Origin of the sequence: Streptomyces pactum, assembly GCF_002005225.1 — a bacterium.
Lineage (GTDB): Bacteria > Actinomycetota > Actinomycetes > Streptomycetales > Streptomycetaceae > Streptomyces > Streptomyces pactum_A.
Map to the genome: position 1 here is coordinate 4368488 of NZ_CP019724.1, position 13374 is coordinate 4381861.

10 protein-coding genes and 1 tRNA gene are annotated in these 13374 nt (G+C 72.7%); 5 read left to right on the forward strand and 6 right to left on the reverse strand.

The window, feature by feature from the left end:
• Nucleotides 1-46 precede the first annotated feature (46 nt).
• Nucleotides 47-119 (reverse strand) — tRNA-Ala (locus B1H29_RS18450).
• 178 nt (nt 120-297) lie between these two features.
• Between B1H29_RS18450 and B1H29_RS18455 the strand changes: the two genes are divergently transcribed.
• Nucleotides 298-846 (forward strand): helix-turn-helix domain-containing protein, encoded by a 549-nt coding sequence (locus B1H29_RS18455; RefSeq protein WP_055422154.1) that lies wholly within the window; start codon nt 298-300, stop codon nt 844-846.
• Nucleotides 847-928: 82 nt separating this feature from the next.
• A complete protein-coding gene (locus tag B1H29_RS18460; protein WP_055422153.1) occupies nt 929-2695 on the forward strand; it encodes a protein kinase domain-containing protein in 1767 nt (588 codons plus the stop codon).
• Nucleotides 2696-2708: 13 nt separating this feature from the next.
• Here the strand turns inward: B1H29_RS18460 and B1H29_RS18465 are convergent, their stop codons facing one another.
• On the reverse strand, nt 2709-4226 hold the full coding sequence (locus tag B1H29_RS18465) for a hypothetical protein (RefSeq protein WP_409350943.1): 1518 nt from the start codon (nt 4224-4226) through the stop codon (nt 2709-2711).
• A 195-nt stretch (nt 4227-4421) separates the two neighbouring features.
• Nucleotides 4422-4550, reverse strand: coding sequence for a DLW-39 family protein (locus B1H29_RS39390; RefSeq protein ID WP_003999697.1), 129 nt, complete (start codon nt 4548-4550; stop codon nt 4422-4424).
• Between the two features lie 338 nt (nt 4551-4888).
• On the opposite strand from B1H29_RS39390, the gene B1H29_RS18475 reads away from it, so the two are divergent.
• Nucleotides 4889-5266 carry a DUF6344 domain-containing protein gene (locus B1H29_RS18475; RefSeq protein WP_055422151.1) on the forward strand — a complete coding sequence of 126 codons (378 nt, stop codon included), beginning with the start codon at nt 4889-4891 and terminating at the stop codon, nt 5264-5266.
• Between the two features lie 443 nt (nt 5267-5709).
• On the forward strand, nt 5710-6477 hold the full coding sequence (locus tag B1H29_RS18480; protein ID WP_055422187.1) for a glycosyltransferase family 2 protein: 768 nt from the start codon (nt 5710-5712) through the stop codon (nt 6475-6477).
• A 160-nt stretch (nt 6478-6637) separates the two neighbouring features.
• On the opposite strand, the gene B1H29_RS18485 is transcribed toward B1H29_RS18480, so the two are convergent.
• Nucleotides 6638-7573 (reverse strand): FkbM family methyltransferase, encoded by a 936-nt coding sequence (locus tag B1H29_RS18485; protein ID WP_432280062.1) that lies wholly within the window; start codon nt 7571-7573, stop codon nt 6638-6640.
• Nucleotides 7574-7725: 152 nt separating this feature from the next.
• Nucleotides 7726-7920, reverse strand: coding sequence for a ferredoxin (locus tag B1H29_RS18490; protein WP_055422150.1), 195 nt, complete (start codon nt 7918-7920; stop codon nt 7726-7728).
• A 549-nt stretch (nt 7921-8469) separates the two neighbouring features.
• On the opposite strand from B1H29_RS18490, the gene B1H29_RS18495 reads away from it, so the two are divergent.
• Entirely contained in the window at nt 8470-12783 is a 4314-nt protein-coding gene (locus B1H29_RS18495; RefSeq protein WP_055422185.1) for a hypothetical protein, read from the forward strand.
• Between the two features lie 216 nt (nt 12784-12999).
• Here the strand turns inward: B1H29_RS18495 and B1H29_RS18500 are convergent, their stop codons facing one another.
• Nucleotides 13000-13314 (reverse strand): hypothetical protein, encoded by a 315-nt coding sequence (locus tag B1H29_RS18500; RefSeq protein WP_199832462.1) that lies wholly within the window; start codon nt 13312-13314, stop codon nt 13000-13002.
• Nucleotides 13315-13374: the final 60 nt, after the last annotated feature.

Genomic DNA, 13374 nt, shown 5'->3' on the forward strand with positions numbered 1-13374 from the left:
AAGCCCCTCCGAACCGCTTTTTCGCAGTTCGGAGGGGCTTTACGCGTGGAGCCTAGGGGAGTCGAACCCCTGACATCTGCCATGCAAAGACAGCGCTCTACCAACTGAGCTAAGGCCCCGGAGGAAGCGTCCGGCCGGGAAACCTCGTGCCGGCGGGCGCCGCACACAAGAGTACCGGGTCGCCCCCCGTATCTCACAAATGATTGGGGCTCCCGGGGAAACACCACGCTCCGTAAGATGCTCGGCGTGGTTCGCTGGAGCGAACTGCGGTTTTTGGGGAAGCGATGGGGAGACGCAATGGACGCCGCACAGCAGGAAGCCACCGCAAGAGCGCGGGAACTGCAGCGGAACTGGTACGGGGAGCCGCTGGGGGCGCTCTTCCGCAGGCTCATCGACGATCTTGGTCTCAACCAGGCTCGTCTCGCGGGGGTGCTGGGGCTGTCCGCACCGATGCTGTCGCAGCTCATGAGCGGCCAGCGGGCGAAGATCGGCAATCCCGCGGTGGTGCAGCGGGTGCAGTTGCTGCAGGACCTGGCGGGTCAGGTCGCGGACGGCAGCGTGAGCGCGGCCGAGGCGACGGAGCGCATGGACGAGATCAAGAAGTCGCAGGGGGGCTCGGTGCTCAGCAACACCACGACGACCACGAGTAGTTCGGGAGCGCCCACGGTCAAGCGGGTGGTCCGCGAGATCCAGTCGCTGCTGCGCTCGGTGGCGGCCGCCGGGGACATCATCGACGCGGCGGACGCCCTGGCCCCGTCCCACCCGGAGCTGGCGGAGTTCCTGCGGGTCTACGGCGCGGGCCGCACCTCGGACGCGGTGGCGCACTACCAGTCCCACCAGAACTGATCCGGGGTCCGGTCGCCGGGAGGGGCGGCGGCCGGACCGCGGGAGTGGCGCGACAGGTCCCAGGGAGGAGCGGCGCACAGCCATGGGTGAGGTCTTCGCGGGCCGGTACGAGCTGGTCGATCCGATCGGCCGGGGCGGGGTCGGTGCCGTCTGGCGTGCCTGGGACCACCGCCGCCGGCGGTATGTGGCCGCCAAGGTGCTCCAGCAGCGGGACGCGCACTCGCTGCTGCGGTTCGTACGCGAACAGGCGATGCGGATCGACCACCCGCATGTGCTCGCGCCCGCTAGCTGGGCCGCCGACGACGACAAGGTCCTGTTCACCATGGACCTGGTCACGGGGGGCTCACTCGTCCACCTGGTCGGGGACTACGGCCCCCTGCCGCCCGCCTTCGTCTGCACCCTCCTCGACCAGCTCCTCGCGGGGCTGGCGGCGGTGCACGCGGAGGACGTCGTGCACCGTGACATCAAGCCCGCCAACCTGCTGCTCGAAGCGACCGGCACGGGCCGGCCCCGGTTGCGGCTGTCCGACTTCGGCATCGCGATGCGGCTGGGCGAGCCCCGGCTCACGGAGACCAACCTCGTGGTGGGAACGCCGGGTTATCTCGCGCCGGAGCAGATGATGGGCGCGGAGCCGGACTTCCCGGCCGACCTGTTCGCCGTGGGCCTGGTCGCCCTGTACCTGTTGGAGGGGGCGAAGCCGGACGCCAAAACGCTGGTGCAGTACTTCGCCGAGCACGGGACGCCGCCCGCGCCGCCGGGAATCCCCGAGCCGCTGTGGCAGGTCGTGGCGACGCTGGTACAGCCGGACCCGCCGGCGAGGTTCCGCACCGCCACGGGGGCGCGCAAGGCACTGGCCGCGGCGGCCGAGCTGCTGCCGGAGCCCGGCCCCGACGACGAGCTGATCGAGATCTTCGACCAAGTCGGCCCGCTGCCCACGGGGTTCGGCCCCGACGGGCCGCTCAGGCAGGCATCGGGGGTGGACCGAACCCCGAGGGACCCACGACGACCGCTCGGACCGGATGCGGGAGCGGGCGCGGGCGCGGCCGCGGGCTCGGGCGCGGGCTCGGGCTCGGGCGCGGGCTCGGGCCGTACGCCGTCGGCCCCAGACCTCACGCCATCACCCCCGGACCCCACGCCATCGACCCTGGGGCGTGCTCCAACCCCTGCGGACGGCACGTCGGTTCCAGACCGGATGCCGCCCGCGCCAGACACCTGGCCGGTGCCGGGCCGGAAGCCGTCCGCCCCCGGCGGCATCCCGGTCCCGGACCAGACACCGTCAACCCCCGGCGGCATCCCGGTCCCGGACCAGACACCGTCAACCCCCGGCGGCGTGCCGGGCCAGGCCGATCCGCCGCACCTCACCCACACGCCGCCCGTCCCGGACGGCGCCCCGTTCCCCCACAACCACACACCGCCCGCCCCGGACGGCGCCCCGTCGGTGTCGCCTGCCCGACCCGCGCACCCGTCCGCCATGTCGGAGACCGGCAGTTTCCATCTGCCTCCCCCGCAGCCGACCGTCACCTCCCCGCCGGCGTCCGGCCCTCCGCAGGCGCACGCGCAGACCCCGGTCGTCCCGGACGGCCCGCAGTACCGGCGGCCCCCGGGCCCGCCACCGCTCCCCGCCCACGCACTGGCACCGGCCCCGCAGCAGCGAGCCGACGTGCCCACCGCCTCGTACACCGCTCAGAGCCCGCCGTCGCGGCGGCCCTCCGGCCAGCCGTATCCGCAGCACCGCGCGGCACGGCGGCGGCGCCGCTCCGGTGGCCCTCCGGCCAGGGTGGCGGTCCCGCTCCTGCTCCTCGCGCTGGCCTGCTACGCCGTGGGCTTCTGGGCCCTGACCCGTATCTGAGTCCGGGCCTCCATCAGGCCCTGCCCGGCCCGCGCCGTGCCGCCGCCGTCCACACCCCCAGGCCCAGGAGCAGCAGGCTGCCGGTGCCGATCCCGCCCACGGCGACCGCCTTCATGGCGAGGTCGCCGTCCGCGTCATCGCCCACCGGCGCGGCCGCCCGGTCCTGTGCCGAAACTTCGAAGACGCCCTTCGGCTCGGGCTCCCCCGCGTACTCGGGGCCGCTCTGCGCCGTTCCGCCGAGCCGTACGCGCAGCGTCAGCCCGAAGGGGCCCTCGCCGAAGTCGTCGGCCACTTGGGCCGCGAGGTGCACCACGAGGTAGTAGGAGCCGGCGAACCGCATCGCGCCGGCCTGACCGTCGGTGGCGTACCGGTTGGCGTAGGACACCGGTGGCAGGGGAGCGAGGCCGACCGACGCCGGGCGGCCGGTGTAGCCCCGCGCGGTGTCGTCGACCTCGCCGCGGACGGGGTTGTGGAGCGCCAGGTACAGGGCGCTGGTGGCGTAGCCGGAGCCGGCACCGGAACCGCCGAGTTCGGCGGTCGCGTACAACTGGCGGCCCCAGTCGACCGGAACCTTGTAGAAGAGGGTCTGTCCGGGCCGGATGTCGTCGCGCCAGACTCCCTGCCCGACGGGGGTGGCGTGGGCGAAACCGCCGCCGCCCGGGCGTCGTTGCGGCTCGCCGGTGAGGGGCTGGGGGGAGGCTGAGTCCCAGGCCTCGGGTGCGGTGGTCGCGCCGGTCCGCTCCGGGCGCGGTTCGGTGACGGCGGTCAGCTCCAGGTCCCAGGCCCCGGGCGGGGAGTCCTGGGGCCGGGACCGCTCGACCGCGACGTAGTAGGTGCCGGGGTCCTGGCACCGGGTCTCGCCGGAGGCGATCTCGCGCAGGCCCCGGGCGGTGACGGGGCGAGGGCTGTGGGCGGCGCCGAAGGTCGCGCTGTCGGAGGAGCAGGAGCCGCCGTCGGCGTCCTGTACGGAGACCCGGATGCCGTCGATGGCGGTGACCTCGCCGTCGGCGCCGGGTACGGCGGTGACGGAGACGTAGGCGTCCGAGGCGGCGTCGAGTTCCAGGCGGTAGTAGCGAGTGCCGGCTCTCGGCAGGGAGCTGCGGTACGTGGCGCCGGGCTCCAGGCGTACGGCGTCCGAGGCGCCGCTCGCGCCCTCGATCCGCCGGGCCCCCTCGGCGAAGGCGTAGCCAGGGGGCGCACCGGCCGCGACCGCCGCACCGCCGGGCAGGGCGGCGGTCACCGCCAGTACGACGGCCCCGACCGCCCACCGCACGGACGTAGGCGATCGGTCCGGGTTTGATCCGGTACGCCCGGCCCCGGCACGCCGTGATCCGGTACGCCCGGGGCCGCCGTCGGCGACCGCGAGGATCTTCACGCCCGTACGCCCTGTTCCGTTACGCCCTGCGCCCTTACGTCCCGCGCCGGTACGCCCTGCCCCGGCACGCCCTGATGCGGTACGTCCTGATGCGGCACGCCCCGACCCGGTAAGCACCGACCCGGCGACCCGCCAAGCCGTACACCACCGCCCCATCACCCGCCACCCCTCGCGTTCACCGGCACTGTCGCCGCCGCCCGGACCGGACCGTGGCCCATCCTGCCGCGCGCCCCAAGCTTCCGCGCCCCCGCACGGGATACCGGCCACGGATATCGGCAACGGAACCCGGGCAACACAAAACCCCGACCGTATGACGGCCGGGGTCTGCTCAGGACCGGATATCGGTCGTACTCACGAACCCGTGGGCACGGAGTCAGTCGCCTCCGTCCACAGATCCTGCTCGGCGCGATCCGCCTGGATCTGGCGGTACACGAGGAGCCCGCCGATGGCGGCCAGTGCGACCAGGAGAAGCTTCTTCACCGCGCTACCTCGTCTTTCCTTGACGTAGGGGACCTCTGGCGCCCGACTATACACACCGGCCGATACCGATCGGTGACCTGTGTCGGCGGCCAACTCCCCGCCGTCAGAGCCCAATAAGAGCGGACGAAGCTGTTCCGATCGGAGGGTGATCACACCCTGACGGAACGTGACTTTTGCCCGACTCTCTACCGCCTAGGCACCTTTTCCGGCCTCTTGCGGCCATCCGGGTGGTGTTCATCTGAACATCCACGCGCCACGGGCGTCGGTCCACCACTTCGCGGCGCACATACACATCATGAGGAAAGTACGCAAATCGCCCAACCCGAAAGTGAGGGGTTATGGCCCGGAACAAGGTCATGACGCTGTGGACCACCATCGTCACCGCCTTCCTCGCGCTGTGCACGGCGCTCGGACTCATCACGACGACCGCCTCCGCGGCCGTACCGCAGACCCGAACGCACAGCAACAGCGACAGCGCCTCCCCCGAGGCGGCACCCGCGGCGGCGGCACCCTGGTCCTGGTCACGTACCGGCTCCCTGCCCCCCACGATGAAACAGCGCATCCGCGCCGAGGCCCACGGCAAGGCCCCCAACTGCCGCCACCGTCCGGTCGCCGACGCCGCCGCCACCGCGGCCACCGGCCTCCTGTGCGACGACACCGCGGAATCGCCGGTCCGGCACACCACCGCCCAGCACACCGAGCCACTCCAACGCTGAGCGGCCCGGCACGCGCCCGGCACCCGCCGCGCCGCCCACGCCGCCCGAACCCGACGTCACGGCGATCTGCGTACAGCAGCACACGCGAGAAACGGCCCGGCCGCTCGACAGAGCAGCCGGGCCGCCGCCGTGTCCGGAAACCCCCCTCATCAGGACCTCTTGAGAGTGGCTAGGCTCAATCCACACCACGACCAAGCCCGGATCCCGGCCCGCCGGACCACGGCCGAGCCGCATCGCGGCAGACCCGGATCCCCGGCCGGGCTCGGTCCCCCGACTCGGGTACGCAGCCCGAGAACGGACAGGAACCGGTGACTGCCAGTGCCAAAGGCGTACGAAGTGATCGCGGACGACCTGCGCCGCTCCATCCGCGAGGGTGAGCGGGAGCCCGGCGACCGCACCGAACCGCTCTCCACCACTCGTCTGGAAAGGTGGTGAGTGCCGCCGTGAGCAGGCGCGTCATCATCGTCACGGCCGTCCACGGCCCCTCCGCCCCCTTCCTTCCGGAGGCCCACGCGTCGTTGTGCGCGCAGGAGCTGCCCGCCGGCTGGGAGTGGTGCTGGGTCATCCAGGAGGACGGGCGGACGGACGACGTCCGGCCGCACGTACCCGACGACCCGCGCGTCGTCTTCCGGCAGGGACGGCCGGGACAGCAGGGCGGCCCGGGTGTGGCCCGCACGCTGGCCCTGGCCCACGCGGACGGCGAGTACGTGAAGATCCTGGACGCCGACGACCAGCTTCCGCCCGGTGCCCTGGCCCGCGACCTGGCCGCCCTCGAGGCCGATCCGACGCTCGGGTGGGCGACGTCCCGGGTCCTGGACCTCCTGCCCGACGGTTCCACGAACGGTTTCCCGGGCGACCCGGACCACGGGCCGATCGAGCGCGGGGAGGTGCTCGACTACTGGAGGGCGAACGGTTTCCGCGCCCAGGTCCACCCGGCGACGCTCCTGGTACGGCGCGATCTGCTGCTCGCGCTCGGCGGTTGGATGGCCCTGCCCGCTTCCGAGGACACGGGCCTGCTGTTGGCGCTCAACTGCGTGAGCCGGGGTTGGTTCTCCGAGGAGGTGGGCCTGCTCTACCGCAAGTGGGAGGGCCAGGTGACCGGCCAGGCCGCCCATGTGGACCCCGCCGAACGCGACGCGCGGATGACGGTCGTGGAAGGGAGGGCGCGGGCGCTGGCGTCCTTCGGGTGGCGCTTCCCCGCCGGAGCCTGAAGATCGCGGTCGGGAAGTCGCGCGAGTCGGGAAGTCACGCGATTCGCGGAGACCGAGGGCGTCGGGGAGACCGAGGGCGTCGGGGAAGTCGAGGGAGCGGTCGGGGCAGCGGTCAGGACTGCGGTCAGGACTGCGGTCAGGACTGCGGTCAGGACTGCGGTCAGGGCAGCGTCTCCGCATCGACCCGGGAGAAGACCAGGTCGCTCTCCTCGACGACGGGCCCCCGCCAGCGGACCGGCACTCCGGGCTCACCGGGCATGCCCATCACGCCGCCCAGCGCCGCGGGGTAGCTCTCGGGCGCGTAGTCGTTGGCCAGCCGGTAGACGTGGAAGCCGGCGTCGCGCATCACCGTCAGAAGTTCGTCGATGGAGTCCCCGAGCCGGGCCATGCGCTCCGGCGCCACCTCGACGCTGATCTCCGCGTCGGGCCGAAGGCTGCCCAGCATCGGCGCCAGCCCGCGGACGACGCTCCCCTCCGCGCCCTCGACGTCGATCTTGATCACCCGGGCGTTCGCGATCTCCGCCGGATGGAGGAGCTCCGGCAGCGGCCGTGCCTCGACCTCGAAGGTGGACTCCGCCGGGCCGTCGTACGGGACGATGCTGTTCGCACCCATGTTGTGTGAGCTGGCGAGGACGAAGGTCAGCTTCCTGCGGCTGTCGGAGACGGCGGCGTTGAGCGCGCGGATGTTCCGGCAGCGGTTGAGCCGGCCGTGCCGCTCCAGGCGACGGTGGAAGACGGGGGAGGCCTCGATCGCGACGACCCGGCCCGCGTCGCCGACGAGCTGCGCCGCGAGAACGCTGAAGACGCCGATGTTGGCCCCGACGTCGACGAATCCGTCGCCCGGTCGCAGCCGGCGCCGCAGCCAGGCCGTCAGGTGCGGCTCCCAGGCGCCGAACAGGTACAGGTACCGCTGGATGAGGTCCTGGGTGTCCACGGCGAACCGGGCGCCGGAACGCACTCTGACGACTCTGCGGCGGGGGTGCTCGCGCAGATGGGGGTTCAGCCACCGCGCGGCGAGCGCCGCCTTCCCGAACGTGCCGGGGGCGCTCCGCACGTAACGGCTGCCGAGCGTGACCAGGGCCTCGGTCACGGCCACGGGAACACCCGGTCCCCCTCGGACACGCGGCCCCGCTCGGCCCCTCATCGCTCCCCCGGCACTCACCGCTCCACCGACACTCCCTGCTCAACAGGCACTCAATGCTCCACAAACACTCAGTGCTCCGCCGACACTCAGTGCTCCACCGACACTCAGTGCTCCGCCGTGATGGTGATCGCGGCGGAGGGGCATCCCTCGACCGCCTCGCGCACCCGGGGCGTGTCGACCGCGTTCTCGCGTCCGGGTATCACGGCACCCAGGCCGTCCACCTGGGTGAAGACGGACGGGGCCCGGTGGACGCAGTCGCCGGAGCCATAACACTGCTCAGGGTCGACGGAGATCCTCATTCACACTCCAGCGGCGTTCGAATCGGAACCATCACGACGTGCCTGCCCGCGGATCGCCGCGCTGAATCCGCCCTGTTCGCCTGCCCAGGTCGATGTTGCCCGGCGGTGACGACGCCGTCGAGGGGACCGCCGCCCACCGCTCACCGACCGCCTCGGTCGCCTCACCGCCCGATCGCCGTGGCCCTCCCACCGGCCACCGCGGTCGTCCGCGCCGTCGGCATGGTTCGGCACCGGTCCCTCCCCTCGTGGGGACCGGAGCCAAGCCATGCCGACGGCGTGTTGTACGCGGTACCGGACCGGATCGGGAGGGAGGTGCCATCGAAAGCTGACCGAGAACGTGCGGCCTCACGGGGTGGCTCTGCAGGCACTGGGCCGCTGACCTGTCCGGGGGTCGGGCGGGCGACTCGCCACTGCGACGTGATCCTGCCAGTCGGGGTCGCCGACGGGGAGGTTCCGGAGCAGCGGCCAGGACGTAGCCGCAGGTCAGCCATATAGAGTGAGTTTTCCGGTCCGGACGTCCAGGTGCGGGGGAAGTAAGGAGTGGAGACCTTGAGTTTCGACTCAGGGGCACGCACGGCCTTCGCGGAACGTCTCGCACTGCTGTACAAGGAGGCGGGCAACCCTCCCCTCAAACGCGTGTCCGAGGCGGTCGTCCGGCTCCAGCGGGTCGACGAACGCGGGCGGCCCGTGCGGGTCTCCGCCCAGCGGATCAGCGACTGGCGGCGGGCCAAGAACGTCCCCGCCCAGTTCCCCGCCCTCGCGGCGGTGCTGCACGTCCTCATCCCCCAGGCGCGGCGCGCGCGACCCGTACCGGTGTCCGCGGGCCTGTACGACCTGACCCAGTGGCAGCGCCTGTGGGAGCGGGCGGTGGCCGACCCGACCGGCGAGCGCCCCGCGCCGCCCGCCGCGCACGAGGAACGCCCTCCGGACGAGGCCCCGGCCGCCCCCGGCGGTGTCTGCCCCTACCGCGGCCTGGCCGCCTACCGTCAGCAGGACGCCGGCTGGTTCTTCGGGCGGGAGCGGAGCACGGACGCCCTCGTCGCCCAGCTCCGCGCGGCCCAGGACTCGGGCGGTCTGGTCATGCTCGTAGGCGCCTCCGGGGCGGGGAAGTCCTCCCTGCTGAACGCCGGACTGGTGCCCGCCCTGCGCAAGGGCGCGCTGGACGACGGGACCGGGGCGCCGCGGGAAGTACTCCAGCTCGTGCCGGGAGGCGACCCGCTCGGGGAGCTGACCCGCCGGATACCCGAGCTGGCACCCGTCATCGCCGCCGTCTCCACCGTTGAGGACGCGGCGAAGGGGGATCCGGGCGCTCCGGGAACCGCCCGTGCGGCCAGGGCCGCCTTCGCCGCCTGGGCCCGCGGCAGAGCGGAGGCCGAGGATGAGGCGGGGCCGGCTCCGGGGGCCGCGTCAGAGCCGGATCCGGATCAGGGACCGGGGACCGCCTCGGTGCCGGGACCGGAGCCGGAGCAGCGTCCGCAACCGGGAGCCGCGTCAGCGCCTGAATTCGGACCGAAGCCGAAGCCGAAGCCGAAACCGGGAGCGGCATCGGAGCCGGAGGAGACGTCGGAAGAGACGTCGGAGGAGACGTCGGAGGAGACGTCGGAGGAGACGTCGGAAGAGACGTCGCTGCCGGCACCGACGGAGTCGAGGCCGGGACCCGCGGTGGCATCGGCGGCACGCCCGGTCGTCATCGTGGACCAGTTCGAGGAGATCTTCACCCTCTGCGCCGACGAGTCGGCCCGGCGCGTGTTCGTCCAGCTCCTCCAGGCCGCCTGCACGCCCGGCGGCCCGGAGGACCCGGCGCCCGTACTCGTGGCACTCGGCGTACGCGCGGACTTCTACGAGCAGTGTCTTCGCCATGCCGAACTGGCCGACGCGCTACAGCACCGGCACATGGTGCTGGGGCCGCTGACCACCGCGGAACTGCGCGAGGCCGTGAACGGCCCGGCGCGTGCCGTGGGCATGGAGCTCGAACCGGGGCTGGCGGAGCTGATCATCCGGGAGGTGAGCACCGGCGGCCCGCGCGGGGCACACGACGCGGGCGTGCTGCCGCTCCTCTCCCACGCCCTGCTCGCCACCTGGCAGCGCCGCAAGGCGGGCAGGCTGACGCTGGCCGGGTACCGCGCGGCCGGCGGGATCCAGGGAGCGGTGGCGGCCACCGCCGAGCGGGCCTGGTCGGCCCTCGACCCGGCGGCACGCACGGCCGCGCGGCTGCTCCTGCTCAGGCTGGTCCGGGTGAGCGAGGACACCCAGGCCACCCGCAGGCGCGGCACCCGGCGCCGGCTGGCGCAGGAGTCGAGGGATCCCGGCAAGACGGAGGAGTCGCTCGAAGCGCTGGTGCGCGCCCGGCTGGTGACACTCGACGCGGAGACCGTGGAGATCACCCATGAGGCGCTGCTCCACGCCTGGCCGCGGCTGCGCGACTGGATCGACGAGGACCGCACCGGCAACCTGCTGCGCCAGCGGCTGGAGGAGGACGGCCGGGCCTGGGAGGAGTCGGACCGTGACACCTCACTGCTCTACCGGGGCTCCCGGCTGGAACGCGCCCGCGGCTGGGCGGAGTCGGCCGACGGCACCTTCCTGACCCGGAGCGCGGTGGAGTTCCTGGCCGCCGCGGTCAGACTGCGCAAGCGCTCCGTCCTGATCAGTCGTACCGCGGTGTCGGCGCTGGTCGTCCTGGCGCTCGTGGCCGTCGGTTCGGCGGTGGTCGCCTGGCAGCAGCGGAACGACGCGGTGTTCGAGCAGGTGGTGGCCGAGGCGGACCGGGTCCAGTACACGGACCCGTCGCTGTCGGCCCAGCTCGACCTGGCGGCGCACCGCCTGCGGCCCAACGACGAGGACGTGCGGAACCGGCTGATCTCGATCGTGAACGCGCCGCTGGCCACGCCCCTCCTCGGGCACACGGGCGCCGTCTACCTCACCTCCTTCAGCCCGGACGGACAGACTCTGGCGACGGCCAGCTACGACCGGACCGTACGGCTGTGGGACGTGTCGGACCCCGCTCGCCCCGAACCGCTGGGCGAGCCCCTCACCGGCCACTCGAGCTGGGTGAGCTCCGCGGTGTTCAGCCCGGACGGCCGCACCCTGGCCAGTGCGTCGGACGACGGCACGATCCGCCTGTGGGACGTCCGGGGCCCCGGCCGCCCGCGCCCGCTCGCCGCTCCCCTCACCGGTCACGGCGGCACCGTCTACCTGCTCGCCTTCAGCCCCGACGGCCGCACGCTGGCCTCCGCCCACGACGACCACGCCGTCCGGCTGTGGGACGTGGCCGACCCTCGCCGGCCGAAGGCGCTCGACACCTTGACGGGACCCACCGCGGCGGTGCGCTCGGTGGCGTTCAGCCCCGACGGCCGCACCCTCGCCGCCGGCGGCGACGACGACACGGTCAGACTCTGGGACGTGGCCGACCCACACGACGCGTCACGGATCGGCTCGCCGCTGAGCGGTCACACCGGCCTGGTGCACTCCGTGGCCTTCAGCCCCGACGGCCGCACCCTCGCCAGCGGCGGCGCGGACGACACCGTCCGGCTCTGGGACGTGGCCGACCCACGCGACGCGTCACGGATCGGCTCGCCGCTGACCGGTCACACCGGCCCCGTATGGTCCGTGGCCTTCAGCCCGGACGGAGACACGCTCGCCACGAGCAGCGCGGACAGCACGGCGATCCTGTGGAACGTCAGCGACCCGGCCTATCCGTCCCAGATCGGCGTGCCCCTCGCGGGGAGCAGCGGCGAGATGTACGCCCTGGGCTTCAGCCCCGACGGCCGCACGCTCGCCACCGGCAGTGGTGACAGCAAGGTCCGCCTGTGGTCACTGCCGACGTCCGACATGATCGGCCGCATCGGAGCCTTCAGCCCGGACGGACACGTACTGGCCACGGCGGCGCGCGACGGAAGGGTCAGGCTGTGGAACGTGCGAAACCCCGGCCGGCCCGTGTCACTGGGCGAACCCTTCAGACCGGCGGAGGGTGACGTACGTTCCGTGGTGTTCTCGCCGGACGGTGGCACCCTCGCGGTGCTCACGGGAAGCCGCGCCCTGCACCTGTGGAACGTCGAGGACCCGGCCAAGCCCACCGCCCACGGGCCGCCCGTGGCGCTGCGCACCCGCTACGCGGGCCCCGACACCCTGGCGTTCAGCCCGGACGGCCACACCCTGGCCACGGCCCACGAGGACCGCACCGTCCAGCTTTGGGACACCACCGACCCGTCCCGGCCCCGCCCGCTCGGCAAGCCGCTCACCGGGCACAAGGGATACGTCAACACCCTCGCCTTCAGCCCGGACGGCCACACCCTGGCCAGCGGCGGCGCGGACGACACCGTCCGGCTCTGGGACGTCACCGACCCCCGTCACGCCGCCCGTCTCGGCGCACCGCGTACCGGGCACCTCGGGCCGGTCAACGCGCTGGCCTTCAGCCCGGGCGGACATACGCTGGCCAGCGGCAGCGACGACGGCACGGTCCGCCTCTGGAACGTCACCGACCCCGGGGAAGCCGACCCGCCGGACTCGACGCTCGCCGGGCACACCGACTCGGTGGTGTCGCTGACGTTCAGCCGGGACGGCGACACCCTGGCGAGCGGAGCCAACGACAACACGGTCCGGCTCTGGGACGTCCACCAGCCCGCCGAGGCCACTCCCATCGGGGAGTCGATGAGCCCCAACGCCAAGACGGGCAACTTCCTCTCCTTCAGCCCTCTGAGCCACATGCTCGGGGTGTCGAGCGGCACGGACACCGTCCGGCTGTGGAACCTGAACGTGGACGACGCCATCGACCGCATCTGCTCGGCGACCCGGGGCGTGCTGACCGAGGAGAAGTGGCACGAATACCTGCCGCGCCTCTCGTACGAGCGCCCGTGCGATGACTGAATGTCTCCCACCACGCACCCGGCCTTGTTAGCCTTGGCCACAGCCCGGCCGCTGGCGCATCCCCCGTCGTCAGCGGCCGGGCCCTTTCGCGCCGGATCCGCGTTCTCGACCGCCGCCTCGAAGTCCTGTCATGAGCGCGACCTCGGGGGGGCGACCGGCACCATGACCACGGGCGGCGCCCGCACCGAAGCACCGCCTCATGCCTGAGCGGTTGGGTCAGAAGATCGACGTGTGCGCTTGGATATCGGCGAGACCTTCTTCCATGGTCAGCGACGGCAGCACGCGGACGCGGTTCCATTGGGGGAGGCGAGCCTCCATCAGGAAGCGGTCGACATTCTCGACCTTGTCGGACTGTACGACCGCGACGATCGTGTGCTCACGGTTGACGAAGGGACCGGCCACGATGTCGACGCCTGCCTTCTGGGCGAGGTTCGGCATGTCGGGAGCGGTCTTGAGCATCAGGTCGCGCGTCGTCGCGTTGGCGGTCGGACAGACTTCCGGATCGTGGGTCGCGAGCAGGACAAAGTGCATCTCAAGGCTCCCTTGCACTCGAGGCCCCTTGATCTCAGGCTAAGTCGTCCGGAAATGCTC

Bases quoted from the DNA above. Each gene is read 5' to 3' on its own strand.
- B1H29_RS18455 (WP_055422154.1), top strand. From the start codon at position 298: ATGGACGCCGCACAGCAGGAAGCCACCGCAAGAGCGCGGGAACTGCAG.
- B1H29_RS18460 (WP_055422153.1), top strand. From the start codon at position 929: ATGGGTGAGGTCTTCGCGGGCCGGTACGAGCTGGTCGATCCGATCGGC.
- B1H29_RS18465 (WP_409350943.1), bottom strand. From the start codon at position 4,226: ATGGGGCGGTGGTGTACGGCTTGGCGGGTCGCCGGGTCGGTGCTTACC.
- B1H29_RS18475 (WP_055422151.1), top strand. From the start codon at position 4,889: ATGGCCCGGAACAAGGTCATGACGCTGTGGACCACCATCGTCACCGCC.
- B1H29_RS18490 (WP_055422150.1), bottom strand. From the start codon at position 7,920: ATGAGGATCTCCGTCGACCCTGAGCAGTGTTATGGCTCCGGCGACTGC.
- B1H29_RS18500 (WP_199832462.1), bottom strand. From the start codon at position 13,314: ATGCACTTTGTCCTGCTCGCGACCCACGATCCGGAAGTCTGTCCGACC.